A 26,170-nucleotide genomic window follows, 5' to 3' on the forward strand; every position below is an offset into this window, starting at 1 on the left:
GCCCTTCTGTCGATTATGATTTGTTTACAAATGAGCCTGTTCCAGCATGGATTTTATGATCTCCCGCCATTCTACAGACTTTTTAACATTTTCTCCATTGGAAGAGATGGCAATGGTCATCTCATCTTTTTTAATGACCGCCGGGGAGATAAAATCAGACAACTCCCTGTTATCGACAACATTGACCAAAATTCCACATTCAGCGGCATCCTGCTTGATCACCCTGTTCAACTCAAGATTGTTCGTACATGCATAGACGAGAAAAAAACCGGCAAGATCCGATTTTTCATACTCTTTATAGATCTCTTCAAATCCTGAACCTTTTAAATCCTCATGAATTTCAGGAGCAACAAGCGTAATGTTCCGTGAATACTGTTCAACCGTCTTTATTTTGTGCATGGCGATTTTACCGCCTCCCACAAAAAGAATTTTCTTGTCATCAATCCTGACGTTAATCGGCAAAAAAACTTTCATGGTTCCTCATATTTGACTGCTTGAGAAAAAAGATACGAACAACTCTCCCTCAGGATGCCCGCCTGCACTCCTGCTTGACAAGGGCAAGCCCTGCATCATGTTCTTTGCGGAGAAAGGTTATGTTTCTTCGACTGGAGAGAGAAGAGTCAGAGAGAACGATGAAATCCCGTTCATCGTTCATTTACCGCTTTGACAGAAACAGTCACCTTGAGAAGCATGGTAAAAAGAAGCAGACCAAAAGAGCAGACTCCAAGCGTGATGGAAAGTTCTGTTGATGTGGGAGTATAGGCTGCGATTCCACCCATTGGCGCATGAAGCAGGGCGACACTTTTTTCCATCCAGATGGCCAGCACCACTCCCGCAGCGGCGGCAGCAAGCCAATTGGTGGAACTGATCAATTTTGGTGCCAGCAATACCGCAATCGACGCTATCCCCAAAAGGAGTGAGAGGAGGAGAATGGGGGCCGCCTGACTTGTGCAGATAAAACAATTGATGCCCGAAAAAAGGAAATTGAGCGATCCTGCATAGACAAGGAACAGAACAAGCTGACTGGTTACCTCCTTTCCCGCATCAAAGGCGGCTGTTCTTTTCAGAATCAGCACAATCAGCAACAGCAGCGCTGAGCCGGCGGCAAAGGCAGAGAGAAGAAAACGGGGTGCAAGTAACGAAAGTGTGCCGGAATCAACCGGAAACGTTGATGAGGAGAGTCCCGTAACAACAGGAATGCTGATTGCAAAAGGAATGGAGAGGTAATTGAGGGATTTGACCCAGGTCGCTGCCGGAACATCCTTTCGTTCAGCGCCAAGAGTGGCCCAACTGCTTGCAAGGTTGATGAAAAGAAAAGCATTCAACAGGAGAAAAGCCCAGGAATAGAGTGAATGCGGAGTTGCATAGCGCAACAGATCGAAGATAAGATGCGGCTTGCCCATGTCAACAAACAAAAAAAGGAGGGCGGTCGCCGCTGCTGAAACTGCAAGAAATTGGGCAATGACCGCAATTTTTCCCAGTGGCTTGTAATCATGGAGGAAAAAAGGCAGCATCACCAAAACAGAGGAGGCTGAGAGGGCCGCCATAAAGGAGTATTGCATGAAGGAGAGCCCCAAACTGGCATCCACTCCCAGCCCGGTTACAGAAAGACCGAGTCGCATCTGCTGAGCATAGGCGGAGATGCCAAATGCAATAACCGACAGAAGGGAGATAATCCATATCCAGTAAGGTCGGTTTCCTTTCAAGGCTTTCTCAATCATGGGAAGTCATTAGATGATGTAAAAAACTGAAGGGAGTGTTCCCAGTTCAGGTTTTCTTTGCATGGTCTGATTGCTTGCAAGAAGCTTGCGAATCCCGGACTCGGGATCATTAAGGTCACCAAAAATCAGTGTTTTTTCAGGACACGCTTCAACACAGGCGGGCAAAGCCCCCTTCAGCAGACGTTCGGAACAGAAGTTGCACTTTTCGGCAACCCCCATCTCCCTTGTTGGATAACTCTCACTGATTGCCTTGAGGGCTGGCCTCGGTTCTCTCCAGTTAAAGCTGACAGCTCCATAGGGGCAGGATGCCATACAGGAACGGCAACCAATACAACGGTGATAATCAAATGCGACAATACCATCATTGCGTTTGAATACTGCCTCGGTCGGACATGAACGGACACAGGGTGGCTCGGCACAATGATTGCAAAGCGATGGAATGGTTCTGTTGCCTCTCTCTTTATCGGCAAACTCCTGGGGAGCCGTTGGAAAGAGTGTGCTGTACGGGCTTTTCTCTATCCACTTGATTTCATGCCGTGAATGGCCGAAGTCGGGGACATTATGGCTTTTGTGGCAGGCATCAACACACTTTTGACACCCTTCCCTGCATGTTCGCATATCAATCAGCATACCCCAGCGGGTAGTGCCGGTGCTCTTCCTGTCAGAGAAAACGGACGCATCCGTCTGTTCCATCGGTATATGCAGAAAAAGACCTGAAGCAGCTCCAATGCCTGCAAGGATTCCTGCTCCGGTTTTCTTGATAAATCCTCTTCTCTCTTCGTTCATCACGGTTTTTCTAAAGGGGATTGATGACAATTCCAGCAATTCGGCTTGGCGTCGGCATACATATGGCAGCTTATGCAAAAATATCGGTTTGTTCCATGACAGCCAAGACAGGTATCCAGACTCTTCTGAAATTTTCTGCCGTCGGGGGTAACATAAGGATGACTATCCCGAGCGCCGGTACGACGCCAATTGTCAAGAACCTGCATGTGACTGTTCCGCATATACTCCGTTGGGGCAATACAGACGGTACTGTCGATCGGGGCCGATGCAACGGCGTGCACCGAAACATTTTCCGCGTTTACGGTTGGCCGGAAAATCCAGAGTGCCGCAAGAATGAAAAGGGCCAGCACGGCAAAAAGAACTCTCTGATCTCTATTCATCATCATCCTCCTCCCCTTCGAAACCTGCCATAGGACTCTCCCTCAGGTCACTGCTTCTCTTTTTCTCCCCTTCCATGACAAGGGCGTTGCCTACCAGTTCGTGAAGACCATATACCGAAACTCCGGGGTTCCAGTATTTCATCAGTGTGGGAAGGCTGGCCCGGTCAATGGCACAGATGGTAACCAGGGTGTTTACATTATATTTTTCCTTGACCTGTTTGACTGCGCTCGCTCTTGGAAAACCTCCCCGCATCCTGATATCCATGAACTCTTCTGCATTCAGGCCACTTCCGGAACCACAACAGAAGGTCTGTTCCCTGATGGTATTTTCAGCCATTTCATGAAAAGTATTGCAGACGTTCCGCAGAACAGAGCGAGGCTCTTCAAACATACCCATGCCTCTTGCGACATTGCAGGAATCATGAAAGGTTGTGCGAAGATGATCGTTACGTTTCGGATCGAGCTTGAGTTTTTTATGATGAATCAAGTCAGCGGTAAACTCAGCAATATGCACCATTTTGGTCGCTGCAGCATTATGGAATTTTGTACCGGTGATTGGCGAAACCGGCACCTGGAGAAAATCTGCCGGACCGTTCATGGTACCCATATATTGATGCACCACACGCCACATGTGACCGCATTCACCCCCAAGAATCCATTTAACACCAAGTCGCTTCGCCTCATGGTACATTTTTGCGTTCAGCTTTTTCATCATCTCGTTGGAGGCAAACATGCCGAAATTACCTCCCTCCGATGCGTAGGTGCTGATGGTATAGTCGAGCCCGATGTGATGAAAAAGAAGCAGGTAACCCATCATGGTATAGACGCCGGGATCGCCGAAAACATCGCCGGATGGTGTTACAAAGAGGACTTCTGCACCCTTGCGATTAAAGGTGGGGTTTACTTTAACACCCGTGAGATCCTCGATATCTTCGACGAGAGACTTGATATTCTGCACGAAGGTGTGCGGTTCAATGCCGAGATGGTTCCCTGTGCGATTGCAATTGGAAACGGGAGCAAGAAGCCAGTTGTTGTTGACGCCGATCAGGTTCAGAAGTTCACGGCCCATCATCGTGATTTCGGCTGTATCAATGCCCATGGGGCAAAAAACAGAACAACGGCGGCACTCGGTACACTGATTGAAATACATGTGCCACTCTTTGATCACCTCAACCGTAAGCTTTCTTGATCCGGAAAAACCTTTCAGGATTTTCTCGGCCAGCGGAAAATCGTTACGATAGACCGAACGAATAAGCTCAGCCCTTAAAACCGGCATGTTTTTGGGATCTCCGGTACCAAGAAAAAAATGGCACTTGTCGGCACAGGCCCCGCAACGCACACAGGTGTCAAGAAATAGCTTGAAGGAGCGGAAGCGCTTCAGACGGCTTTTCAGCCCATCCCTGACGGTCTTCTCCCATCCTATGGGCAATTTCCAGTCTTCGTCTGTTGCCGCCCATTTGCGCGGATTTGCAAAACCGAGATCTTCGAGTATCTCCGGCTTGGCAGCAAAGCACCAGTTCCCGTCACGGAACTCAACGGGCAAATCCCACCACTCCTTGCCGGAATAGTCCTCCTTGAGAAGGGCTGGTTTTTTCTTTTCAAACTCCTGCTTGAGTTCGGACTGTTTTGTGACGTATTTAGACATAGTTATTGCTTTTCAACCGGTAGACCCGCTTTTTTCATTTTGTCCCGGAACTCATCCTCATACTCGGAATAGCTCCTGAATTTAATGTCAGGATTCCATGGATTGATGTGCCTTTTCTCCCTGCTGTTGTTACAGAGGTTGCGTGTCGGGCTTAAAAAGATTCCTCCCATATGCATGAGCTTGCTGAACGGAAAATAGATCGCCAGCATACACACCAGAAAAAGGTGCACTGAAAAGAGCATCCCGGTTTCACCAGGAAGAGTAAAATCAAAATCCATGAGCAACAACATCTGATCCTTTACCGGCATCACGTTAATTTTGGTAACATAGCGCATGAGCATCCCTGCAAGCGCAATGGCCATGATCAAAAAGAGCGGGAAAAAATCAGTCGGCAGCGAAATCAGACGCAGCTTGGCATCGCTCAACCTGCGGAAAACAAGAAACGTGATGGCGGCAAGAACAAGTGCATCAGTGAGATAAAATGCCGGAAGCGTAATATCGAAGAATCGATCAGCATTTTCAAGAACATCAGCAAACCCCGGAATGGTAGCAAAAAAGAACTTGGTATGCCGCAGAACAATAACCAGCAGCGACCAGTGAAACAACAGGCCTCCAAGCCATAACCATTTGGTTGAACCATAGGCAAGTTTCGGTCCTGCGTGCAGTTCTGCTTTCGTGTTCCTGAAAAGGGAGCGAAAAAGCAGCACTTCACCCAATACCCTGACAACTACCTGCCAAAGGTGTGACGGACTTTCAAATTTCTCCTGCCTGATCCAGTCAAGGGATTTTTCCTGTCCGCAGGTTGTGGGAATACGAAAAGGAACAGGCCTTATAAACCAGTTAACCAGGCGCAGAAGGAAACCGCCGATCAGTATCGTCAGAGAGGCAAGAGGAATGACAACAGCGAAAAGATATGCCTGTCCTAAATATTTGATACCGACATAGGGAATGAGGCAAAGAACGCCGACCATGACGAGGGGCATAATTACTTTTTTCATCCTTCAGCCCTCCGTAACTGCATAAAATGGTGACGTTTGTTCTCATCGACCTTAAGCTGTGCAATTTTTTCACGATGCATCATATAACAGTCAAATGCCTGAAGGGTGATCTCTTCAAGGCGGCACTGCAATGCATCCAGCTCACCCTGTTTCAACGATTTTTTCTGACCTCCTCTCACAGAGATCTCCTGAATCATTCTTTTCAGTTCAAAAAAAAGCGACAACGACCTTGAAGGCGGCAAATCCTGAACGGCAAGAATCCTTGAAACCTGTACCAGAGCTTCCGTGAGGAGCTCGCTGTTTTTTTCACAATGATCGAGAACCATCTCAAGAGCTTCCGAAAAAGCCTCCGCAACGGGTGAATGCGGAGCCATTTTTCCGGAAAATAACAGCAACTCACGCTTCACCCAGCCGTCAAGAATCTCCTTCCTGTTTTCCTGAAGCAGTTTAGCCCATTCTATAGTCATAAGGCACGGTAATAACGGTTTTCAAAGCTTGCCATACCCGCTTGTCAGAGCCAGTTGTTTACCTGGTGTTCCTCAACCAGTCCAACAAAACCCTCATAATCGATTAAGCCAATCCCACTGATAACATCCTCAATACCCCTTGCACTCAGGTCTGGCTGAAGGGCAAAGAGTGGATTATTTTTCTGAATCGTTTCAATCATCGGAGAAAACCTGTTGCCTGCCTGAACGGCATAAACAGCATCCTCAATGAAAAGAACAGGATCACCCGGCGCAAGAAACCTGAAGCAGGTCTCCATCGTGCAGGTTTCAAAAGGAGATTTGTTAATGGTATGTAGCATAGTAACGGATAATGTTTTATAAGTTCAGGGAGTGTTCAGTGATGAATAATGACATCCTGTTCTTTCATCAACATGCCGATCTCTTCAGCATTCATCACCTCGACATCAACAAGCAGGTCATCTTCACTCAGTCCCCTCTCTTCAAGTGAGTGCTGATCGACATAGAGTTTTTCTACATCATATCCATCAAGAGCCATGAAGGTGCGCGAAAAACCCTTGATACCGATAGCCGTTGTATCCTGACCTTTTTTAAGGGCATAGACCCCGTCACCAATGAAGACAACCGAGAGGTCTTGCTCATAGGCGGCCATGATCAGAATCATCTCCAGTCCCTCATACGTATAGATCGTGCCATGTGGCGCATGACGCAACACATGCATGATTTTTTTTACATTCTCGTTTCCCTCTAATTCCATGCTTCCCATAATTTTAGTCTCCAAAGGTTACCAGGCGGTCGTTACGGATGGCAATGTCGGTGAGCGTTCCAAGTCCGGTAATTAATCCTCCCTTAATGAGAAGATCATCATTTATTCCCCGACGTTTTGATGCCGCTATACAGGCAAGGATCTCGACGCCATGCTCCAGGCTTAATGCACTCCAGCGGGCGGCAATATTACGGTCATCCTGGGGTGGATCCATAAGCTTCGTAACATTGGTGACCCCATCATTGTAGAGAAATACAGCATCAACTGTATGTCCTTTTTTTATGGCTGCAGCGGCAAACTTGTACGCTGTATCTGATGCCTGATGGTTGTATGGCCCTTCTTTGAGCAGGATTCCTATTTTCACCCTATCTCCTTTCTTTTTTTAATGTTATAAACAAGTAACGACGCTGGTCACACAACCTGTTTCTCCGCCATGTCCTGCTTCAGGGCTTCATACAAAGGAGCCCAGGTAGCGGAGCTGGCAGCAAAAGGTTTCTCGATATACTGCGACAGATAGAGCGCATCGGCAGCGGCCTGCAGATTACCCTCTTTCAGGGCTGCCAATGCCTTTCTGCCGGCAACAGCAGTATCGTTTCCTGTCAGCAGAACCTGTTGCCAGTAATTCACAGCCTCATCGCGGTAAACAAAATTCCGGGGAAGAGCCTGGGCCTGTTTGAGAGTTGAAACCTCAATATTGTTTGGTCCAAACGTAACAGGCCACCCCTTCTCTGCCCAACTTCCGGAGTATGCAATTGCTTCCTGCACCTGATGGATTAAATCATCGTACATAACGTTGTTGCCTCCTTGATTTTCATGATTGTCTCTCACAAAAAGAGTCAAAGACCTTCTCCCATTCCCATCTGAATGTAACCGGAGGGACACACCAGTGCACAGATATGGCACCCGACACATTTTGAATAATTGGTATAGACCACCTCGCCAACAGGGTTATCCCTGAAACGGGTGACCGCCTCCTGGGGACAGAAAGAGAGACACTGTTTACAGTCAAAACAGAGTCCACAACTCATGCAACGCGCAGATTCCTGCTCGGCCTGCTCCTTTGTCAAAGCCTGAAGCAGCTCATCATGGTTGCCAACGACCTCTTCAAGTTCAACACTCTCTCTTTTGAGTTGATCAGAATGTTCAAAGTAAAGAATATCCTGTTTCTGTACCTTTGTCACCTCCTGATACCCCTGGTCGGAAAGCGCTTCACCTTTCAGGAAGGCATCAATCGAATTTGCAGCCTTGCGCCCATGACCGACCGCCGTCGTAATCAAATCAACGCGTATGGCATCGCCTCCACCAAAAACTTTTTCCTTTCCGGAAAGACGAAAATAACGATCAACCTTGAGCCAGGGACGGCCCTCTGTAACGCTTTCAAAACCTCGCATATCGGTTGTCTGTCCAATTGCAGCAACAACCATATCGGCCTCAAGCTGGAAGCTCTCTTCGGTATTGCGATAACGGAAAAAAGGTATCGGTGAATTCCATCCCTCCTCCCCTTTTACCTTTTTGATCATTCTGGAGCAAAACAACCCGCTCACGGCGTTGTCGGCAACAAGAACTTCGAGTGCGCCTGTTGTATAGTGAATTTGGGCGCCTTCCCTCACGGCATCATCAAACTCATCTGAAAAACAGGCCATCTCCTCCCTTGGCACTCCTGAAATCACAATGGCTTCCGAACCAAGACGGAGGGCCAGGCGGGCCACATCCATGGCTACGTTACCGTCACCGATAACAACCACCTTTTTACCAATTGAGATTGCATCTCCCTCGACCTCATATTTGGTCAGAAAGTCAATAGCGTTTGTCGCTCCCGCAGTATCGGCAAATCCTGGTATCGGCAATCCACGACCGACCTGGGCGCCAACTCCCATGAAAACGGCATCGTACTCTTTTTCCAGCTCCTCAAAAGAGATATCTCTTCCGACGCGAACCCCCATTTTTGTTTCGACACCAAGCTTTATGATGCGCTGTATCTCGGTTTCAAGAACTTTCCTGTCGACGCGATAGCCCATAATACCGTAGAGAACCATGCCACCAAGTTTTTCATTAGCATCGTAAATCGTTACGGCATGACCTTTTCGACGCAACTGATAGGCTGCGGAAAGCCCTGCAGGACCACCTCCGATAACCGCAACCCGTTTGCCGGTGTCGGACCCTGGAGCGGGAAGTTCAAGACCCGTTTCAATACCATAATTACCAATTGCCTGCTCAACAGCATTGATTCCAACACTTTCATCATGGTACTGACGATTACAGGCGCTTTCACAGGGATGCGGGCATATCCGGCCCATAACAGCAGGGAATGGATTGGCCTGAACCAACAGTTCCCATGCCGCTTTCCACGCATCATCAGATTTGTCAACACCCTTAAGCAGACGGTGATAGCCACGGATATCCTCTCCTGCCGGGCATTCAGCCGTGCATGGAGGAAGTTGCCGGACATACACAGGGCATTTATGACTATGATCTCCAAAAGCGACAATCTTGTCAACTCCCGTCAGTTCACTGAACGCAGGAAATTGGTAATTTATCGCAAAATCAAGATATGGATTTGATTCTACCTTCATGAATTTCTCCTTTATCTAAAAGCGAACATGAGCCGACTGATTGAACGTGCTTCTTGCATGACGGTAACTGTCAATCATGTCCTCATCAAAGGTAAGCCCGGTCTCTTCAAAAAAACGTTTCCAGCCAATCCGGTTAATCCATTCACCCACTCTTTCCCAGGGACGCCCGCCCTCTTTGTAAGCAGAAAGAATTTTACCGACCGCCTCAGTGACCTCAGGCCAACGGGGTGGATTATTCGGCAGATTATGGGCAACTATACTCATTGTTGATGGCTTTGATCGGGCATTGCTGTTTTTCCCGCCGACCCAGATTGCAAATTTGGAATGTTCCGGGTGGTTGATCTCCATGGAAGGACAGGCGCCAAAGCAGGCTCCGCAGCAAATACACTTGGCCTCATCAACCATCAGTGAGCGTTTGCCATTGACCATGGTCGGGCGTATGGCTGCAACCGGACAACGGGTAACGGCTTTTGGCAACTCACAAATCATCGACAGGTTATCGTGATTAATACGCGGCGGACGCGTGTGCTTCACAACGACCGCAATATCTGCCTGGCCACCACAGTTTATCGAACAGCAGGAGGTAGAGAGACGCACCTTGTTAGGCATCTCCATATGGCGGAACTCATGATAGAGAGAGTCCATCATTGATTTGACGACACCGGATGCATCGGTTGCCGGAATATCGCAATGAAGCCAACCTTGTGTATGAGAAACAGAAGAGACGCATGAGCCGGTTCCCCCAACAGGAAAACCCATCTCTTCAAGTTCCTTGATCATCAACTCAACATTTTCTTGCCGGGGTGTGAGGAACTCAACATTGTTCCGTATCGTGAAACGGAAATAGCCATCACAATATTTATCGGCAATATCACAAAGCCTGCGAACCATATCGACGGTATCCTGACGGGGAGTTCCCGCCCGAACGGTATAGATGGCATCGCCGCTTTCGGCCACATGCTTCAAAACGCCGGGTTTTGGAATTTCATGATATTTCCACTTTCCGTAGTTTTTCCGAACAACGGGATGGAGTGCCTCCTCATAACTGTGAGGCCCCGACTCAACGGTTTTCCACTTTTTTTCAGGACTGCTCATAAAATAGTATCCTTCCTTTGGGGCAGTTTACTGCCTTTTTATAGAGAATTGAATTTTTCGGCGCTTCAGCCGCAGCCAACCGGAATTATCAGTATTTCGCCTTGAAGTATGGATTATCACGCGGCCTTGTCACCATATTGATATCCACATCCATGCCCACACCCTCAAGAAACTGCTTGAGACCGACACGCTCAATGGTTTCACCAATTCTTTCGTGATCCAGTCCGTTATCATCCCACCAGTCGATAATTTGCTCTGTCAGCTCTGTAAACGCTTCAAGATCCTCTTCGCTCTCCATTTTCATGAACGGGACAATCATCGACCCCATATTGACACCGACCTTGAGGGTATTTTTGCCACCCATCAAAAGAGAGATACCCCGCTCCTTGCCGGGAGAAAGCGCTTTTGGCATAGCATTCAGGCAATGCATGCAACGCACGCAATCCCTGCTGTCGATAACCATCTCACCCTCTTTGAGCGCGATTGCCTTGGTTGGACAGAGATTGATAACCTGGTTAACAAGAGCGTCGATACCTTTCTCTGCAATCCATGCCTTTACCTCATCAGGCTCAACCTGAATGGCATCTTTCCATGTACCAATGACAGCCAGATCGGAACGCATGATCGAATTTGTGCAATCATTGGGGCATCCGGAGAACTTGAATTTGATTTTATAGTTCCACTCAGGACGATGAAGGGCTCCAACGAAATGCTTCAGAAGTTTCAAATGCACTTCAAGGTTGTTATAACAGGCATTTTCACAACGGGCTTGACCAATACAGGAAACCGCTGTACGCATACCCGCACCAGCGCCACCAAGATCCCATCCTGCCTGGTTCAGCTCATCGAAGCAAGCCTGAACCTTGTCCTGTTCAATTCCCTGCAGCATGATATCACCGGTCTGACCATGCAAGGCTATCACACCACTGCCATACTTCTCCCAGATATCACAAAGCTGACGCATCATGGTTGTGTTGTAGTGCAACCCTGGCGCAGGCTGAATACGCATGGTATGGAATTCGGTAGCCTCCGGAAATTTGTCTTTAATCATTGAATAACGAGTGATGACACCGGCGCCATATCCATCAACAGTAACAAGACCGCCTTTCCAGTAGCCCATCTTGGTGTTGTAGGAGTATTCAAGCTGATCCATCACACCCCGGAGCATTGGCTTCCGGGTTCTTTCGGCAAGTTCCTTGAAACCGCTGATAAAACTCGGCCAAGGACCTTTTTCCAATTCGTCAAGCATGGGTGTCGGGTGCAGAAATTGTTCATTCCCTGCCAGACCGGCATCATTGCCATTATTTACCTCTTGTGAAGCAGCATCTTTAGCACCTTCCATTAGTAACCTCCTTTGATTCACAGTAAATTCGGGTCAGCAACAAGCTTTCCGTCTCTTAAACGCAACCCGTGGGCTTTGGTAGTCCTGCAACCTTACAAGCCTGCAGACCCGGACCTTTCGGAAAGAGGCCATAGAGGAATTCAGAAGCAGCTTTTTTGTCCATATTATTTTCAGCAGCAATAGCCTTGGTAAGCACCTTGACAGCAGGAGCGATCTGATACTCATCATAATAACGACGGAGAAACCTTACAATATTCCAATGCTCTTCGGTCATGTCGATCTCCTCTCCTTCTGCCAATATCTTCGCGAGATCCTCCGACCAATCATCAAGGTTAATCAGATAACCGTTCTCATCAGTTTCATAACAGACGCCATTAAACTCAATTCCCATGGTTCTCTCCTTCAGTGATATTTTATAAAAAAACTATTTTCCCCTTCTCTTGATCACGAACAACAAAAAGCGTGCTTCGTGTAAAACAAGCACTTAACGCAACGGTATGGGTACATGATCATATAGTGATGTATGCTAACAGTTTGTCACTAATTTTCCAAACGAAGCAAGAATATTTCGGGATAAAAATCCGTTTTTTTTATGCTGATTTTGAGGTGGCCTTCACCCCTCTCAACGGCCGCTCTCCTTGAATGCTGATGCCAGAGAGAGAAACGTTTCAGCCCACTCCGGATTACCGATAACATGCAGGTGCGCAAACGATGCAAAAAGATTACGATAAAGAACCCCGTCACTCTCTCCGGTTATTCCGCTTCCCCGCGTAACATCAAACTGATAGGAACAGCCAGCGGGCGGCATAACAGGCCTTGCATAATGAAACTCATGAGCCCTGATCTGCGTACCCTTTCGAAACCAGGGGGAGTCCGTCCTGCTCCTGAGATCAAGATATCCATGCCCTGCAGGATGACGGGCAAAACCGATATCAATGGGCAGAATACCGGCAAGGGAGACCGTTTTCCCTCCATAAGAGGCATTCCGGCAAAGATAGATCAACCCTCCACACTCTGCATAAAGCGGCATACCAGCTTCCACCCGTTCGCGCACATCCCTCAAAAGTCCCCTGTTGGCGCTTAAAACATCAAAAAAAAGTTCCGGGAAGCCTCCCCCCAGATAGAGCGCATCAAGATCCGGCAAAGAACGCTCCTCCAGAGAGTTGATAAAAACCAGATCCGCTCCATTGTTCTTCAGTGCATCAAGGTTGTCAGGATAGTAAAATGAGAAGGCTGCGTCCAGGAATACGCCTATCCTCGCTCTTCCTGTACACCTCTTCCCAAAACAGTCAACCTTCCCCATCAGCATCGGTGGCGCCTGATAAAAAAGCGATTGAATTGCCTTCATGTCACAATAATGCGCTATCCGATCTGCTGCACCCCGAATAAACCTTTCGGCATCAGTAATCTCTCCGACTGTTGTCAGTCCAAGATGGCGTTCAGGAATAACCAGTTCCTTGTCATATGGAAGTGCACCCAACACGGGTACGTTGCAGTACTGCTCAATCGCTGCTTTCTGTTTTTCACCCTGACGTGAACTTGTTACCTGATTCAAGATCACACCGGCAATATGCACCTTCGGCGGCATTGCCTGCATACCCAGAACAAGCGCGGCGATCCCCCTGTTCATTTTTCTGCTGTCAACGACAAGCAAGACCGGTGTATCAAGCAATTGGGCAAGCCCGGCGCTACTGTCGGAACCATCGAGAGAGAGACCATCATGCAACCCATGATTACCTTCAACAAGAGCAAGGCAGTTCTCCCCAATACAACTCTTCCCCTGAAAAGAGGCAAGGCACCCGGCCCTCCCCATCAGGTAGGGATCAAGATTATAGCATTCGTTGCCGGAAGCAAGTTTATGCCACATTGGATCGATATAGTCCGGCCCCTTCTTGAAACTCCTGACAGAGACTCCCTGCGCTGAGAGATACGACGAAATACCGAGGCTGAGCATGGTCTTGCCGGCACTCTTGTGTGGAGCCGAAATCATCAAACGTGGCAAGTTTTCCAAATGCATTTCATCCCCTTGCGGCCCTCTAAAGAAGGACTCATGTTTAACCAGCTTCTTTATAAGACAGAACCAATCAACAAAACAAGAGAGTTACGCTCTTCTCATCCTCAGCTTATTTCTTCCTGATCATGAAGGTATGCACATTTGAGGCCTCGGTATGAGAAACAAGCTCATGACCGGTACGCTTTGCCCATGAAGCCATATCATTGACTGAACCAGGATCGGTAGCGGTCATTTTCAGTATCTCGCCACTGTTCAGTGAATCAATAGCTTTTTTTGTTTTCAGAATCGGCAGGGGACAATTCAGCCCTTCGCAATTCAGCTCGATGTTTGCAGTTTCACTCATATCAATGCTCCTGATTCTATATTGTTAGATCTCTTTTATTCCAATGCAAAACACACTTCTAAACCCCTGGTGACCGTTGATCGGCGCGAAGCTTTGCCATAAAGTAATCGTCTGCTTCTGCAGGCTCAACCATGCTCCCGGCACTGCTCCAGAGAGGTTCTTCATAATCATTCCACCCCCTCAATCCCGTCCGCAACGAAACCGCATGTTCATAACCAAGCAACTGCATGGAGTGCACCGCAAGAACACTGCGATACCCTGAACGGCAAACCACGATAATCTCCCGCATTCTGGCTTTAACCAGTTCCGGCACAGTTTCCTCATAATCCCATTCACAGGCAGATTCAAGAATACCCCTCGGAACATTTACAGACTCTCTGATATGCAGAAGAGCAAACTCATAAGGCTCACGTACATCAAGAATCAGCAAATCAGGATTCTCTCCAATGCGCTCAACCAGATCCCAGGGCATAATCTCTTTGACCCCAGGCAAACAGTTCCGAACAAGATCAAGATAACGCAACATATCTTTCTGTGGTCAGTTACCGTTACTCACTGCGGAGAGGCGTTTGGCGATTCAACACGCTGCGCACCGCCTTGACAGAATGCGTTCCTTTTTTTTCAGATAAAAAGCGAGATATTGGCATCGGCAGCATACTCGAGAAAAGTGGCCGCTCCACCATACTCAACACCATCAATAAACTGCTCCTTTTCAAATCCAAAAACCTCCATGGTCATCTGGCAGGCAATGAATCGAACACCAAACTCCTGACACATGCCCCTGAGTTGCTCAATTGTGGCAACACCTTTCTTTTTGAAGGTCTCCTTCATCAGCATGGTCGCCATGTTATCAAAACCGGGAACATTACCGGAAATGATGTTCGGCACCGGCCAGTTAAAAGACTGAAACTCCTTGCTGCCGAAGGGCATTTTCATGGGCATGGCAGGATTACTGTGAGGAGAGACCTTGGCGTCGATCTCTTTTTTCAGCAACGGCAGCCCATAAAAGGTAAAGAAAATAACCGCTTCCATATCCATGGCCGCAGCAGTTGAAGCAAGAATGAAGGGAGGATATGCCCAGTCAAGTGAGCCCTGTGATGCAATGATTGCAAGTTTTTTTGTGTCAGCCATGCTTATTCTCCTTGATTACGCTTTCCTGAAATTAATTACCTGTATTTAGCGAGATCTCTTCTTTGGAACCCGACAGAAGAACTATATATCCATATAACCATACAGTTGCAAAAAAAACTCATAAAAACATACAAAGCAAAGTCGAACCCTGTGCGAGGTCAATGACCCCCGGAGATTATCCCCGTAGCAGCAAAAACAAGAACCAATACCTGCAGCAGCGCAATCAAAGTATAAATACGATCTTTTTCCCTGAAAAACAGCGGTATAATGACGACAAGGCAGAGCATCGTTACCGATGAAAGGTAGATGATTGAGAGATAACTGAGAACATCACCCCGGCCCAATTGTGTAACCCAGTCCCATCCAGATGGCACCGGTACCGCTTTGTGCAATTCTGCCGCCCGAAGATGCCAGTTCATGGCTATTTCGGCAGGAGAAACGGCGGAAGGAAGCAATTGAAAAACATAGATCACATAACCCGCTGCAACAAAAATCATTCCCAAGGTCGAAGTCCATGAGAGGACATTGGCATAGGTCAACTGAATCCGGTTTGCGTGAAGTTGTTCTTTCATGGTAATAATTAATCGTCGTCAGATTCCGAATCCTTTTAAAAGCGCTCTCAATCCCGCTGCTGCAAGCAAAGTAATAACAAGGCGTCTGACAACACGGGTATGCACCTTTGTCAAAAGCTTTGCCCCAATTTTTGTGCCGATCATCATGCCGGCAACCGATGGAATTGCGATAAGAGGAAGTACCGCTCCCTTGTGCAGATAGACCCATGCTGCAGCGGTATCATTGATAGAAAGCACAAAAATACTGGTAGCAACCGAAACTCTCAGCGGAACGCCAAGAACAAGATTGAAGACCGGTACATTCGCCCATCCGGCACCCAGCCCGAACATTCCTGCCATAAATCCAATCACAACAAAAAGAAAGAGACCAATTGGCGTACGATGGATCTGCCAACTGACATCCTTACCAAGCTGTTCATCGTAATAGATGCCATAGATATGCAATATTTTGGACAGGTTATCCGGCTCTGTGATCTCAGGATATGCTGAATTTTTTGAAAGAAGCATGATTACTGAAATACCGAGAATTGCCGCTCCAAGAGACAATTGGACAATATTTTCCGGCATGGCCAAGCCAACCATCGCACCGGCTATTGAACTGATTGAAGCAATCAATGCCATGGAAAGAGCCAATTTGAGATTGGCAAGCCCTTTCTTGAGCAAGGGAGCCCCGGCTGAAAGAGCTCCGGAAAGCGCCACAAGCAATCCCGCACCCCGAACAAAGTCAATATGAAACGGGAAAAAACTGCTTACAATAGGAACAAACAGCACTCCCCCTCCAACGCCTCCAATAACGGCAACGATACCGAGAAAAAAAGAAAAGATAAACAGCGCGATCTCCCAAACCCACCATGCGGTCTCCACAACAGGCTCAGGTGGCACGGCAAAAACTGCTGTCGGAAAAAAGAGCAGCATCCCTGTCAGCATGACCGGTAATAAAAGAGAGGTGATTGATGAATGACCTTTTTGAATCATGGCTGTACACTCAATTTTTGAACGATAAACGTTTTTTTCATCAGATCACGCCAAAACGAAGGAAGATGGCCGAAAAAACACCAATTAAGTTACTGTATTGTTATATAATTGAAGATTGTTATTTTAAGAAAAGAAATTTGCTCTTCAAAAAAGAAAATGAGAACAAGAGCAAATCTCCTCTCTTTGCTGGTCAACATTCGTGCCGGATGGTGCAGAGCAGAAAGCTGCCCGGAACAACCCCTGGAACAACCCACTTACCGGGTGGAAAAGTATGCCCTCTCCTTGTTGAGAGAATAACCCCAAGGCAAACCCGCATTCTTCCATCCGTTTACCAGGCGGCGACCTTTGTTCACTCCCTCTTTTGCCATATCGCCCTCAAAACCATCATAGACAGAATAGACATTGGTATAACCAGCCTGACTCAGGAGATTGGCTGCGCCTGCACTGCGATCACCAGAGCGACAGATCAGAACAACAGCATCAGAATTTTTCAAGCCCCGCACTTGCAATGCCTCGGCAACCTTCAGGGTAAAGCTGGAGTTGGGATTCATCAGAAAGCGCTCTTTTTTACTGTCCCATGTTGAGTAGTCATCCTGCATGAAGGGAATATTGATATCTACCTGATCAGCAATGCCAACATATTCGGTTTCTGCTGCTGTACGTACATCAACAAATAAAACAGTGGCGGGGTTGTTGCCCTTCATCTCAAGAGCCTCTTTTGCCGAGAGATATTTACCCGATACAGTTTGCTTGGTTACCGGCAATTTGGCGGGATCAAAGGTATCCGCCTGGACTGCAGAACAGGAAAGCAAAAAAAGTGTTGCGAAGAGCAGCGTAATTTTTCTCATAATACAAGTTGAATTATTGTTAAACAATCTGTTGCCTTATCTGAAAATCTTCGTTTTGCTCCTTCCTGGAGCAGAAAGATGAGCACCCCTCCCCACCGTTACAATTGGTGTGCATAGTTCAGCGACCAGTTCATCTGGCTGTGACTGATGACCAGACCATCGGCATTGGTTGCCGTTACTTCCGGGACAAACACAAGTGCGGCGGAAACTGTTGATTTATCCGTCAACTTATAACCGAAACCACCGGTATAATGATTTTCGGTAATCGCAGGAAACATCGGATTAAGATAGCTGTCCGGAACAGGATTGGTCGAAAAACTTGCCCCTGCACGAAGTGCAAGCCGCTCCGATGCCTTATACTGCACACCGATTGAATAAATCCACTGATCATCCCAATTCTGGGTCATATCCACATCAAGTGTCTGTCCCTGAAACGGGCCGTTCGATGCAGAATTGTCGGCAATAAAAGTGGTGCTGAATTTGCTCATTGCCCATGACCAGTCCAGATATTTGACATCACCGACAATCATCCAGCGCTTTGCCGGATAGAGGGCAAGACCTGCCGCCCAGGTTTCCGGCCACCCAAAATTCTTGACCTTGATGGTGCCACTGACCGATACCGGATCGGATTGAGTGAATGCCGGCCCTGCTCCTGAAAAAGAGAGCGTCGCCCTTGAACTCTTCATATCAGAGAGCGCTATCCTTGAGTGATAAGTGGCCCCGATGGTCAGAAGATTGCTGAACTTGTGTGTAAATCCCGTCTTGAACCCCGATCCATACCCGACCGCCTCACCCATAAATGGAGTGCCATTGGAAAAGTCAAAACGAACATAATTAACGTCAGTAATCGCGCCAGAACTGATGAATGAACCGAGTGTATTAAACATGGAGCCACTGACCGAGCCACCCTGGCCCTGCATTGCCATCCCGGCAAAATGAGCGCCATCCATATCCATCTGCAGATCCATGCTTCCCCAGATAAGATCGAGTGATGCACCAATGGTCGTATTTGGAGTGAGATTCCAGGCAAGAGGAAACATCAGGCGACCGATACCAACTTCTGATCGAATAGCCTCGCCACTCAGAGGAACTGCTCCACTCATAGACATGGGCATCCCGTACTGGAAAAGGGGGGAATTTTTGCCATACTCCGTTCCCATCCCACCCTGGGCAAGAACAGCCACACCCCAGGCAATGCTGCCATCTTTTCTCATATAGGAAAGAGAGGGCATGTAGTATGCTGTTCCTTCAGACTTGTCTGACAAAGAGCCATACCCGACCGACACATCTGGGTGAAGCCCCCTGATACCAAGGCCAATCTCTTCCTGGCCATTTTTCATCATCCCAAGTGTCGCCGGATTATTCATCACGGCAGAGTTACCCGTATCAAAGGCCATACCAGCTCCACCGAGAGCATGTGATTTGGCGCCATACCCCTCAAGGTTCATGCCGTTCGTAGCAAATGCTGTTGATGACTCCAGGAGCGCGACCAGAAGAGTCGCACATACTACAAATTTTCTGGTCATATTACTTCTGATTGAGGGTTATGGCATACCCGACTTCATAGCAGCAAATAACCCGTAACGATACCATTGTCCGTAAAAAACGGCGAAGAACCGATAGCAGCCTGCAGAACTCAAATCTGGCAGGAAGGCAATCGTTTCGGGTTATAAAGGGAACAAAAGAAGTCGAGAATAACCTGGAATTAACTATATAGCCGTAAAAGCATATGACTATATAGTTAATTTAACCGGCTTTTTCAAGCACTGTTTTTCCAGGAAAAAAAAGGTGGCGCCGGGTTACCTGATGGCTCTTCCCCCTCTTACTGAACCAATTCAGCCAGTTCGGAACTCACACGCATCGACTTGCGGGCAGCCTCAATAGCCGTGATACCCTCCTCTTCATGAAAGAGCGCCCAGGGAAGCTGGTATGACGACTCGTTGCCATACCTCGCCAGCATCTTTTCATGGGAATCATATTTTTCAAAATCAGGCAAAATCTGTTCAATCAAGGCAGCAACCTCTTTGGTGACCGTACCTTCCATTATCAGTTGTGATAAATGCTTGCCCGGCTTATGGGTCAACGGTGAGACACCAAAAAGCATTAATACAGCAAGACCGGTATTTTCAAGAACAAGTATGGAGCCCGAAACACAGGCACGCCAGCGCCCGAGAGCGTAATCCTGCTCCGCCTCCTGCAAGAACCCGCGGGCGAGTTCAAGCCGATAGTCAATATCCTTATGCAATCCCATAAACAACCTCCCTTAATGATTCCTGACAACTGCAGGAGTTACTTGACAGGTAACGATTCAGACAGATCACCAGCCGGAAACCACCCTGTCAAAAATCTCATCAATAATCTGGTCAACACAAAATCGGAGCGCCTCCTGCTGGCCGACAGGGTCACCAGTACGATAATCGGAAAATCCGACAAATGATTGGGTAAACATCGCTGTTTTTTTCACCCGATCAACCATTGTAACCTGTACAACAAGCGTAACCCGATTCGTCATCGCCCGCTCGGTTATGCTCGAAAGCTGGCTCGGAGCATCAGAAAAGGAGATAAGGGCACCTTCCAGCAACGCATCGGCACGAGCCAGAGAGGGAGTAACGCGAAGAGGGCTTTGCGACTCGATTCGATTGACAAGAGAGCCGGTCAACTCCCCCCTGAGCTGCGCGATACCGGCTGCGCTGCGATCTTCAAACACCGGAATGGCAATCGTTTTCAGATGTGCAGGCAGCGATGAACCTGCAAAGCTGTAACAGCCCTGAAGGGTTGCCAGAACAAGAACAAACAGCGTGATTATCGGTGCAGCAGCTTTCAGCATGACGATCCTCAATATTAATAGGTTCGGCGGTCAATCCTGTTCATCATTTTACGGAAGGGATAGGTGAGGAGCAACCATTTTTTTCTTCTTCCACGAAGAGCGGAAAGATAGATACCGGTTTTGGAGTCGCTCCAGTCAGAAGCCAACTGTACCGCAAGCTTTGCGGCGACCGACGGCGACTGGGCAAAAATATCAAGAATGGTACTGAAGGTGGCCAACTGCCGGGAAAGTTCAGGTGTCGGGTTATCGGAACTGACCATCCCGGTACGCACCAGACCAGGATGGAGCAGCATGACAGAGATCCCGGTATGTTTATACTCCGCAGCAACCGCATAGGTAAAACGGGCTATGGCAGCCTTGGTGGAACCGTAGGCACTCATCCACGGTGTGTTTGAGCCACTGTCTGTGCCCGAACCAGCCATATTGATAATCTTGCCTGGAATATCTTCCCTGAGAAAATAGCTGATTGCCGCACGACAGCCATTATAGGTACCCTTAAGATTGGTATCAATAACCCTTCCCCATCGCTCAGGATCACTCTCTGTAATGTTCATGAAGGGATCAGAGATTCCCGCATTATTGATAAAACAGTCTATCCGGCCAAACCTCTTTGTCGCCGCATCAATCAGGCGCTCCATATCAGCAGCCGAAACAACATCACAGACACAGCCGAAGGCGCTGCCCGGAGGAAACTCCGCAACAGCCGCCTGAACATTGGCATTCGAAGAAGAGGTTATAACCACCTTTGCGCCCTGGCGCACAAACTCATGAGCTATCGCTTTACCGATTCCTCTGGTTGAACCGGTAATGACGGCAACCTTCTCATCCAGTCTCCCCATGAGCAGACCTCTTCTTTTTACTGATACTTACTTTTTTCTGTTTATCCCATCGACCATCACCTCAAGCTCAGGGCGGCCAACAGCATAAGTTTCAAGAGAGATACCCTGCTCAATAGCCTCCCATGCCTGACGGATACTCATGGCTCCGGCTCTGGGGCCCATAGGATGGCCAAAAATCCCCCGACCCGGTACAAAACCAAAATCGACACTCCCCACTTTCCGGTAGACGGTTTCAAGCGTAAGCGCTGAATCACTGCCTCCTGGAACGGGAAGCGAACGCCTGATATGACCAAACTCCTGCAGACACTCGGCAATATTGTCCTTTACCTCCTCTTCAGGGGTCATCATCCTGCTGCCAAAACCGGGCATAATAATCGAATCAAGACCGGCAAGGCGCTGAAGTTTGGTCATAACCCTTGAATGGACACCATATTTTTCCATCCTGCTGAAAGCCGCAATAAAGGGAAAATGGCCAATAAGTGGCACCTTCGTATGCCGGGCAAGCATTCTGACAGCGCTGAGTCCAACCGGCAGAGCATTGATCAGCAAAGCATTCGCTCCATTGCTGACGGCAATGTCGTGCTGCTCAAGAAGTCGGTCAACCTCATCCGTAACATTTGCAAGATAAATTTTTGGCTCTCCGGTCTCCTTTTCCGCCCGAGCTCTTGCCTCTCCCAGTACTCGGGATCGCTCAATCAGGGAAGACCAGTCAACATCGGCAAGCATTTCGTCATCCTTGGCAATATCAAGCCCTCCAAGCCAGCTCTGATAGGCAATCTCGGCAAAATTGGCTGGACTGAGTCCGATATTTGGCTTCACTACTCCGAAAAAAATCGGGCGGTCATAGGCCTGAAGAAGATCACGAATACCATCAATACCAAATTTGGGGCCATCAAAAGCCCTCAGATAAGCCTCCGGAAAACCGATATCAAGCAGCTTCACCACCGGCACACCGGGAGTAAAAAAAACTCCCTCCCCACAAACAGCGGTGAGCAGATTCGGCAGCTTGGCGCCAAAATTCCGATGCGGGTGGGCAATAGTGACGCGGCATGCATGAATAGGGCCTGTTTCGAAATGCACGACCGGATAGCTGAGAGCCTCAAGCTCCCCCTCTATCGTCAGACTGATCACCCTGGCGGCATACTTTGGACGAAAATCTTCATCATGATCAACACGTTTCCACTGTGCTGTCGATTGTTCACTGCAGAAATGGGCAAGCGCCGTCTCTATATCTCCCACACACTCCAGGTAGTAATCCAGCGTCAGGTAGTCAGCCATATCGAGCTGCTCCCTTGATGCAAAGAAACCTTTTATATCCTCAGTATTCATAGAAAAACGTCATACCCCCCCCCGCTATTCCGGCCTGCCGGATGCTGCAAAAGGGTGCCCATTAAGAAAATCGAACGCTACTAAGACTACCACAGCAGGCGCTCAAGCCTGCTGCAGCGATGATCATTACTCCCTGCAATTATCCTTCAGCCTTTATGGTATTGAAATAGTCGAAGGCATCCTGCGGACTCATCTGCTCATGAACAACCTTGTTGACCGCTTTCATCATCGCAAGGGGAGCATCACTCTGGAAAATATTGCGCCCCATATCAACACCTGATGCGCCTTCATCAATTGCACGGCGAGACATCGTAAGCGCTTCGAGTTCAGGAAGCTTCTTTCCACCGGCCATCACAATCGGCACCGGACATGAAGCGGTGATGGTATCGAAATCTTCAGGCACATAATAGGTTTTAACAATCTGGGCGCCAAGCTCGGCAGCCATCCTGCAGGCCAGTCTGAAATATTTGGCATCGCGCACCATATCCTTGCCAACCGCAGTCACCGCCATGGTTGGAATGCCATAACGCAGCCCCATATCAACAAGCCTTGTCATATTGTGAATCGAGCGGGTCTCAAATTCACCGCCAATAAATATCTGGAGGGTGATTGCCACAACGTTCATACGAATGGCATCCTCAATATCAACAGCAAGCTCTTCATCAGAGAGCTCCTTGAGAATACTCGGGCCTCCGCTGCAGCGCATGACGACCGCCTTGGTAAGAGTTGGAGGAACCGTGGTACGCAAAATACCACGGGTCAGCATAATTGCATCGGCGTAAGGCATGAGCGGAACAATATTGACATCAGGACGCTCCAGACCAGTAGTCGGGCCCTGGAAATAGCCATGATCGATAGCAAGCATCACCGTTTTTCCGGTATCTGGCCGGAAAATCCTCGACAGGCGGTTTTTCATTCCCCAATCAAGAGAGTGTGCCCCCTTAAGAAAAAATCCATAGTTATTGACCGGCGTATCGAGATAATACTCTTTGGCCTGCTTGTCTTTATCGTATTCCGCCATGATGATGGTTCTCCTCTTTTCAGTTGTTTTTATTATACCTCTTCTCTCTTCATTCAGCGAAGCGCGGCTGCAATATTACCGCCATCCACTGTAGTAATTGAACCGGTCGTCCTGATTTCAAGCGCAAGATGAACAAATGCCTCGGCAACATCCTCTGCCGTTACCTCAAGCTGCAGCAGGTTTCCGGCCATATACTCCCTCTCACTCAAGCCACGTGCCGCTGAGCGGGCTTTGATCATCTCCGCGGTAAGCAGACCACTGCGAATGCGGTCAGCATTGATACCATTTGAACGAATACCATCGCGACCGTGATCAAGCGCATATTGCCGTACAAGAAACATGGTCGCCGCTTTCGCCAGACCGTAAGGGCCAAAGTCCGGACCTGGATTGACAGCCTGTTTTGAAACATTGAACAACAGCACACCGCCCGTACCCTGAAGTTTCATCACCCTGACAGCCTCCTGGGCAATGGAGTGGTGTGAAAAAAAGTTTATTTCAAAACTTTTGCGCAGCAACTCATCAGAGACCTCACCGATGCGCCCCTGGATGGCAGCTCCCACATTGGAGACAATAATGTCCACGCCTCCAAACCGGCGACAGGCGACATCGAAAGCTGCACGAACATCTGAGCGTGAAGTTACGTCACAGGTGAGGGTAAGAACATTGCCGCCAAACTCCTCCGCTGCACGATCGAGCGCTTCACGAGTCAGATCAAGAAGCACCAGCTCGGCCCCTCTCTGACGGAAAGCTTTAGCCGTTGCCAGACCAATACCACTTGCCGCCCCGGTAACCATAACAATTTTACCGGCAAAAACATCATGCGTAACCTTGGTCATCTTGGCCTGCTCCATATCCCAATACTCGATCTCAAAAGCTTCACGATCGCTGATGGATTCAAAGGTGCCAACCGATTCAGCATCAAGAATGGCCAGAGCAGTACCCGTTGCAATATCGGCATTAACTGCAGCCGATTCCGCATTCCTGCCAAGGCCAAACAGCCCGAGACCGGGAACAAGCACCACTCTTGGCAGTGGATCAAGCATGGTTACCTTCATATCGGCAGCAGCCTGCTGCTGGGTATTGAAATAGTCGATATACTCCCGACAATAACGCTGCACAGCCTCATGCACCGCAACCTTGAATCCTGCAATATCCCCCGCATCGGGAGCAGGAACAACAAGCGGCCTGTTTTTCGTCCGGACAATAAAATCAGGGGTCATGGAACCCTTCTGACTCATGGCAGCAAGATCAGCGCTGTTCACATAGTCAAGAATGGCGGGAGAAGTACGGAAATCAAGAATAAACTGATGGTACTCACGCGTACCCGGCGCCTTTTCATCAACACAGGCGCCCCTGATGACAGGAGCCACCACCTCAACCGGGGCAATCTCTGCTGGCAAGATGACGGATGGAAAGGTCTTTCTTCCGGCTGCGGCAATCCGCTCTTCAAGCGTACTGACCGCATCAATCATTCGGCAATAGGCCTCCCTCGCCGTAGCGCCAAACGTTACCAGACCATGCTTCTGCAACACAAGCCCCTTCATCTCCGGGTTTTGCTCATAAACCAGAGCTGCCGAACGGGCAAGGCCAAGGCCAGGCTTGATATAGGGCACAGAACCAAAGCTCTCACCAAGAGTCTCACGGCAGAGCCTTTCGCCATCGGGCTGATTGCTGAGGGTGAGCAGGGCAAACGAATGAGTATGAAAAATAAAGCGATGCGGCAGAAAAGCGTGAAGGAGAGTCTCAATTGAAGGAGTCAACCGATGCTCGGCCATATGATCAGTCAAACTGAACATATTCAGGAGCAGGAGATGCTTGAACTCTTTGGTTGAAAAACGCCGAAGAGCCTCTTCACTCATCAGATCGTTGCGGCTGAAAAGCTCCCCCAGCTTACGCAACGGCACCAGCCGGAGTGGCGTGTAATCACAACCGGTAACACGGCTCAAATCAACACCGCTCGCCTTGATCAACAGCACTTCAGCCCGGTTGCCAACCATATCAACCAGCTCACATTTCACGGAAGTATTCCCCCCGCCATGCATCACCAGCGAACTTTCGCTGCCAAGCAGACGGGAGGCATAGACCAGCTCTGCAAGTTCTGTCTGTACCCCGGTTGAGCTGCACTGCTCTTTGACGGAGCACTGAAGATCTGCGTCATTCCATAGGTTCTGCATAAAATATCAAACTTCTCACGCCGAAAGTCGGCATGTATGGTTGAAAAATAACGATAGCAAAAAAAGAGAACTCCCCCGGCCTCACTGTCTGCCTTTTTTTTTCTTCTCATGCCACCCCTCAATCAAAAAGCCGGAACCGTAAATAAGCAGAAAACCGGGGATTACCATGCCAAGAAAAGAGATCTTGTCGCCAATGTCCTGCAACTGACCCGAAGACCAGATCATCCATACGAGGAGATACCAAGCTGGGCCAACAAACAGAAACATGGTATTCCAGAGCTTTCTAAAATGGTATTTCATGATGATATTGAGCGTCTTGACAGAAAG

At 48.5% G+C, this 26,170-nt stretch carries 31 protein-coding genes; all 31 read right to left on the reverse strand.

What is annotated here, in order from left to right; all coding sequences use genetic code 11:
* Positions 1-24: 24 nt before the first annotated feature.
* Positions 25-474, reverse strand: a complete 450-nt coding sequence (locus tag AC56AD_RS11625) for a precorrin-2 dehydrogenase/sirohydrochlorin ferrochelatase family protein (protein WP_012508977.1) — start codon at positions 472-474, stop codon at positions 25-27.
* A 49-nt stretch (positions 475-523) separates the two neighbouring features.
* A complete protein-coding gene (locus tag AC56AD_RS11630) occupies positions 524-655 on the reverse strand; it encodes a hypothetical protein (RefSeq protein WP_012508978.1) in 132 nt (43 codons plus the stop codon).
* On the reverse strand, positions 645-1,721 hold the full coding sequence (gene nrfD / locus AC56AD_RS11635) for an NrfD/PsrC family molybdoenzyme membrane anchor subunit (protein ID WP_012508979.1): 1,077 nt from the start codon (positions 1,719-1,721) through the stop codon (positions 645-647). The genes AC56AD_RS11630 and nrfD overlap by 11 nt, the downstream gene beginning before the upstream one ends.
* A gap of 9 nt (positions 1,722-1,730) precedes the next feature.
* A complete protein-coding gene (gene dsrO, locus AC56AD_RS11640; RefSeq protein ID WP_012508980.1) occupies positions 1,731-2,507 on the reverse strand; it encodes a sulfate reduction electron transfer complex DsrMKJOP subunit DsrO in 777 nt (258 codons plus the stop codon).
* A complete protein-coding gene (dsrJ, locus tag AC56AD_RS11645; protein ID WP_012508981.1) occupies positions 2,507-2,887 on the reverse strand; it encodes a sulfate reduction electron transfer complex DsrMKJOP subunit DsrJ in 381 nt (126 codons plus the stop codon). The genes dsrO and dsrJ overlap by 1 nt, the downstream gene beginning before the upstream one ends.
* A complete protein-coding gene (gene dsrK / locus AC56AD_RS11650) occupies positions 2,880-4,532 on the reverse strand; it encodes a sulfate reduction electron transfer complex DsrMKJOP subunit DsrK (RefSeq protein WP_012508982.1) in 1,653 nt (550 codons plus the stop codon). Before dsrK ends, dsrJ begins: the two co-directional genes overlap by 8 nt.
* A gap of 2 nt (positions 4,533-4,534) precedes the next feature.
* On the reverse strand, positions 4,535-5,530 hold the full coding sequence (gene dsrM, locus AC56AD_RS11655; protein WP_012508983.1) for a sulfate reduction electron transfer complex DsrMKJOP subunit DsrM: 996 nt from the start codon (positions 5,528-5,530) through the stop codon (positions 4,535-4,537).
* Positions 5,527-5,997 (reverse strand): RsbRD N-terminal domain-containing protein, encoded by a 471-nt coding sequence (locus AC56AD_RS11660; RefSeq protein ID WP_012508984.1) that lies wholly within the window; start codon positions 5,995-5,997, stop codon positions 5,527-5,529. Before AC56AD_RS11660 ends, dsrM begins: the two co-directional genes overlap by 4 nt.
* A 44-nt stretch (positions 5,998-6,041) precedes the next feature.
* Positions 6,042-6,335 carry a sulfurtransferase complex subunit TusB gene (gene tusB / locus AC56AD_RS11665; RefSeq protein ID WP_012508985.1) on the reverse strand — a complete coding sequence of 98 codons (294 nt, stop codon included), beginning with the start codon at positions 6,333-6,335 and terminating at the stop codon, positions 6,042-6,044.
* Between the two features lie 35 nt (positions 6,336-6,370).
* Entirely contained in the window at positions 6,371-6,760 is a 390-nt protein-coding gene (gene tusC, locus AC56AD_RS11670; protein WP_012508986.1) for a sulfurtransferase complex subunit TusC, read from the reverse strand.
* 4 nt (positions 6,761-6,764) lie between these two features.
* Positions 6,765-7,124, reverse strand: a complete 360-nt coding sequence (gene tusD, locus AC56AD_RS11675; RefSeq protein WP_012508987.1) for a sulfurtransferase complex subunit TusD — start codon at positions 7,122-7,124, stop codon at positions 6,765-6,767.
* 47 nt (positions 7,125-7,171) lie between these two features.
* Entirely contained in the window at positions 7,172-7,549 is a 378-nt protein-coding gene (locus AC56AD_RS11680; protein ID WP_012508988.1) for a hypothetical protein, read from the reverse strand.
* 47 nt (positions 7,550-7,596) lie between these two features.
* Positions 7,597-9,333 carry an NAD(P)-binding protein gene (locus tag AC56AD_RS11685; RefSeq protein WP_012508989.1) on the reverse strand — a complete coding sequence of 579 codons (1,737 nt, stop codon included), beginning with the start codon at positions 9,331-9,333 and terminating at the stop codon, positions 7,597-7,599.
* A 15-nt stretch (positions 9,334-9,348) separates the two neighbouring features.
* Positions 9,349-10,428, reverse strand: a complete 1,080-nt coding sequence (gene dsrB, locus AC56AD_RS11690; RefSeq protein WP_012508990.1) for a dissimilatory-type sulfite reductase subunit beta — start codon at positions 10,426-10,428, stop codon at positions 9,349-9,351.
* A gap of 88 nt (positions 10,429-10,516) precedes the next feature.
* Entirely contained in the window at positions 10,517-11,770 is a 1,254-nt protein-coding gene (dsrA, locus tag AC56AD_RS11695; RefSeq protein ID WP_012508991.1) for a dissimilatory-type sulfite reductase subunit alpha, read from the reverse strand.
* 55 nt (positions 11,771-11,825) lie between these two features.
* Positions 11,826-12,161, reverse strand: a complete 336-nt coding sequence (locus AC56AD_RS11700; protein ID WP_012508992.1) for a TusE/DsrC/DsvC family sulfur relay protein — start codon at positions 12,159-12,161, stop codon at positions 11,826-11,828.
* Between the two features lie 231 nt (positions 12,162-12,392).
* Positions 12,393-13,787: a cobyrinic acid a,c-diamide synthase CobB gene (locus AC56AD_RS11705; RefSeq protein WP_041526545.1), complete on the reverse strand. Its 1,395-nt coding sequence runs from the start codon at positions 13,785-13,787 to the stop codon at positions 12,393-12,395.
* A 106-nt stretch (positions 13,788-13,893) separates the two neighbouring features.
* The gene (locus AC56AD_RS11710) at positions 13,894-14,127 is read right to left on the reverse strand and encodes a sulfurtransferase TusA family protein (RefSeq protein ID WP_012508994.1); all 234 of its coding nucleotides are present in this window, start codon (positions 14,125-14,127) and stop codon (positions 13,894-13,896) included.
* A 58-nt stretch (positions 14,128-14,185) separates the two neighbouring features.
* Positions 14,186-14,653, reverse strand: a complete 468-nt coding sequence (locus AC56AD_RS11715) for a rhodanese-like domain-containing protein (protein WP_012508995.1) — start codon at positions 14,651-14,653, stop codon at positions 14,186-14,188.
* A 95-nt stretch (positions 14,654-14,748) separates the two neighbouring features.
* Positions 14,749-15,258 (reverse strand): sulfur carrier protein DsrE2, encoded by a 510-nt coding sequence (dsrE2, locus tag AC56AD_RS11720; RefSeq protein WP_012508996.1) that lies wholly within the window; start codon positions 15,256-15,258, stop codon positions 14,749-14,751.
* Positions 15,259-15,416: 158 nt separating this feature from the next.
* Positions 15,417-15,830 carry a DUF1634 domain-containing protein gene (locus AC56AD_RS11725; RefSeq protein ID WP_012508997.1) on the reverse strand — a complete coding sequence of 138 codons (414 nt, stop codon included), beginning with the start codon at positions 15,828-15,830 and terminating at the stop codon, positions 15,417-15,419.
* A gap of 18 nt (positions 15,831-15,848) precedes the next feature.
* On the reverse strand, positions 15,849-16,805 hold the full coding sequence (locus tag AC56AD_RS11730) for a sulfite exporter TauE/SafE family protein (RefSeq protein ID WP_012508998.1): 957 nt from the start codon (positions 16,803-16,805) through the stop codon (positions 15,849-15,851).
* Between the two features lie 254 nt (positions 16,806-17,059).
* Positions 17,060-17,653 carry a rhodanese-like domain-containing protein gene (locus AC56AD_RS11735; RefSeq protein ID WP_012508999.1) on the reverse strand — a complete coding sequence of 198 codons (594 nt, stop codon included), beginning with the start codon at positions 17,651-17,653 and terminating at the stop codon, positions 17,060-17,062.
* A gap of 98 nt (positions 17,654-17,751) precedes the next feature.
* Positions 17,752-19,179 (reverse strand): OmpP1/FadL family transporter, encoded by a 1,428-nt coding sequence (locus tag AC56AD_RS11740; protein ID WP_012509000.1) that lies wholly within the window; start codon positions 19,177-19,179, stop codon positions 17,752-17,754.
* 296 nt (positions 19,180-19,475) lie between these two features.
* Positions 19,476-19,904: a HEPN domain-containing protein gene (locus AC56AD_RS11745; RefSeq protein WP_012509001.1), complete on the reverse strand. Its 429-nt coding sequence runs from the start codon at positions 19,902-19,904 to the stop codon at positions 19,476-19,478.
* A gap of 66 nt (positions 19,905-19,970) precedes the next feature.
* Positions 19,971-20,480 (reverse strand): LPS assembly lipoprotein LptE, encoded by a 510-nt coding sequence (gene lptE, locus AC56AD_RS11750; protein ID WP_012509002.1) that lies wholly within the window; start codon positions 20,478-20,480, stop codon positions 19,971-19,973.
* A 14-nt stretch (positions 20,481-20,494) separates the two neighbouring features.
* On the reverse strand, positions 20,495-21,319 hold the full coding sequence (locus tag AC56AD_RS11755) for an SDR family NAD(P)-dependent oxidoreductase (RefSeq protein WP_012509003.1): 825 nt from the start codon (positions 21,317-21,319) through the stop codon (positions 20,495-20,497).
* 27 nt (positions 21,320-21,346) lie between these two features.
* Positions 21,347-22,648, reverse strand: a complete 1,302-nt coding sequence (locus AC56AD_RS11760; protein ID WP_012509004.1) for a RuBisCO large subunit C-terminal-like domain-containing protein — start codon at positions 22,646-22,648, stop codon at positions 21,347-21,349.
* Positions 22,649-22,787: 139 nt separating this feature from the next.
* On the reverse strand, positions 22,788-23,669 hold the full coding sequence (gene lsrF, locus AC56AD_RS11765; RefSeq protein ID WP_012509005.1) for a 3-hydroxy-5-phosphonooxypentane-2,4-dione thiolase: 882 nt from the start codon (positions 23,667-23,669) through the stop codon (positions 22,788-22,790).
* A 53-nt stretch (positions 23,670-23,722) separates the two neighbouring features.
* On the reverse strand, positions 23,723-25,843 hold the full coding sequence (locus AC56AD_RS11770) for a bifunctional aldolase/short-chain dehydrogenase (protein ID WP_012509006.1): 2,121 nt from the start codon (positions 25,841-25,843) through the stop codon (positions 23,723-23,725).
* A gap of 81 nt (positions 25,844-25,924) precedes the next feature.
* Positions 25,925-26,143: a hypothetical protein gene (locus AC56AD_RS11775; RefSeq protein WP_012509007.1), complete on the reverse strand. Its 219-nt coding sequence runs from the start codon at positions 26,141-26,143 to the stop codon at positions 25,925-25,927.
* Positions 26,144-26,170: the final 27 nt, after the last annotated feature.

It is taken from the genome of Pelodictyon clathratiforme, from assembly GCF_982375515.1.